Genomic DNA, 1,928 nt, shown 5'->3' with positions numbered 1-1,928 from the left:
AGGGTTTACCGGGATAAGCGCGTCCGGTCATTTTGTATACGATTTTTGTATGGACACTTGTGCACCATCCGGCTCAGGTGTCCCTTCCGTATTCATACCCCCAACCCCCGAAAGACTCGCATGAACCCGCCTGTACACCCCGTGGACGAACACCTACCTTTGGGGCGACTCACGGCGCTAGGCTTGCAGCATGTGCTGGTGATGTATGCGGGCGCTGTAGCGGTGCCGCTCATCGTGGGCCGCGCCCTCAACCTCACGCCCGACCAGGTGGCCAAGCTGATTTCGGCCGACCTGTTTGTATGCGGGCTGGTCACGCTGATCCAGGCGCTGGGCGCCTCGCGCTGGTTCGGCATTCAGCTGCCCGTGATGATGGGGGTGACCTTCGCATCGGTGGCGCCCATGGTCTCGATGGCGCAGACCACGGGCGGCACGGCCGGGGCCGGGCTTATCTTTGGCTCGGTGATTGGCGCGGGCGTGATTTCCATCCTGATCGCTCCGCTGGTCAGCCGCATGCTCCGGTTCTTCCCGCCGGTGGTCACCGGCACCATCATCGCGGTGATCGGCATCAGCCTGATGCGCGTGGGTATCAACTGGATCTTTGGCAACCCCGTGGGCCCCACGGCGCCCAGCGTGCCCAACCCCGAGCACCTCAAGTGGCTGGCCGATGCCCAAGCCGCTGCCGGAGCCCCCGGCTCTTCGCTGCCTCCGGTGCCCAAGGGTTTTGCGGTAGTGCCCACGGTGCCCAACCCCAAGTACGCGGACCTGACCGGCGTGGGCATCTCGGCCCTGGTGCTGCTGTCCATCCTGCTGATTGCCAAGTTCGCCAAGGGCTTCATTGCCAACATCTCGGTGCTGCTGGGCATCGTGATCGGCGCGGTGGTGGCCGTGGGCATGGGACTGATGAACTTCGACAAGGTGGCCAAGGCACAGTGGTTTGACCTGGTGCTGCCGTTCGAGATAGCCAGCCCCGTCTTCGACCCCATCCTGATCCTGACCATGACCCTGGTGATGATCGTGGTCATGATCGAATCCACCGGCATGTTCCTGGCCCTGGGGGAGATGACCGACCGCAAGGTGGACCAGGCGGCCCTCACGCGCGGCCTGCGCACCGACGGCCTGGGCACGCTGCTGGGTGGCATCTTCAACACTTTTCCGTACACCAGCTTCTCGCAGAACGTGGGGCTGGTCGCCGTCACCGGCGTCAAGAGCCGCTTTGTGTGCGTGGCCGGCGGCGTGATCCTGATCGTGCTGGGCGTGCTGCCCAAGATGGCCGCGCTGGTCGAGTCGCTGCCCACCATGGTGCTGGGCGGCGCGGGCCTGGTGATGTTCGGCATGGTGGCGGCCACAGGCATCCGCATTCTGGGCGGGGTGGACTTCAAGACCAACCGCTTCAACGCCATGATCGTGGCCGTATCCATCGGCGTGGGCATGGTGCCGCTGATCGCGCCCAACTTCCGCCAGTGGATGCCGCATGCCATCCACCCGCTGATCGAATCCGGTATCCTCCTGGCCTCGATCACGGCGGTGGCCCTGAACGTTTTCTTCAATGGCGCCAGCCGCGACACCTCCGCCGCTGTCAACGCCGCACGCCAGGCCGACGCCCACTAGCGTCCCGCTTGCACGCTGCCGAAAACCTGACACCGCCCGCGTGGCTCCGCCCCCTGTCCGCCATGGCTGCCAGGGGGTTTTGGCCTTAGAGCCTGTTCAAAGTCTTTTTGGAGATCGCATTGGAATGCAATCGGGAGGAGTGGATGCGTCGGATGCGCCGCATAGGCTCATGCCCATGCAAGCAGCTGAAGCGTCCAATCGCCCGATTTCACTCCAACCCTGCGGGCAAGTGCCTTGCCGGGCGGTCTGCGGCGTTGCGGCGCTTGCCAATAGCCAAGCTATTGGCTGCACCCCGCGCCTTGCATCCCATCCCGGCAAGG

1 protein-coding gene is annotated in these 1,928 nt (G+C 64.5%); it reads left to right on the top strand.

Translation table 11 applies throughout. The annotated features are described in order from the left end of the window. Positions 1 to 120 precede the first annotated feature (120 nt). The gene (locus ACSQ22_RS26235) at positions 121 to 1,608 is read left to right on the top strand and encodes a nucleobase:cation symporter-2 family protein (protein ID WP_055394864.1); all 1,488 of its coding nucleotides are present in this window, start codon (positions 121 to 123) and stop codon (positions 1,606 to 1,608) included. Positions 1,609 to 1,928: the final 320 nt, after the last annotated feature.

Origin of the sequence: Acidovorax sp. LjRoot38 (assembly GCF_964252975.1) — a bacterium.
Taxonomy (GTDB): Bacteria; Pseudomonadota; Gammaproteobacteria; order Burkholderiales; family Burkholderiaceae_C; genus Acidovorax; species Acidovorax facilis.
Note: the sequence above shows the minus strand (reverse complement) of the source record. Positions and strands in the feature narration are given on the sequence as shown.

What these genes read in the sequence shown, in the direction of transcription:
- ACSQ22_RS26235 (WP_055394864.1), top strand. Translation starts at nt 121, where the DNA reads ATGAACCCGCCTGTACACCCCGTGGACGAACACCTACCTTTGGGGCGA.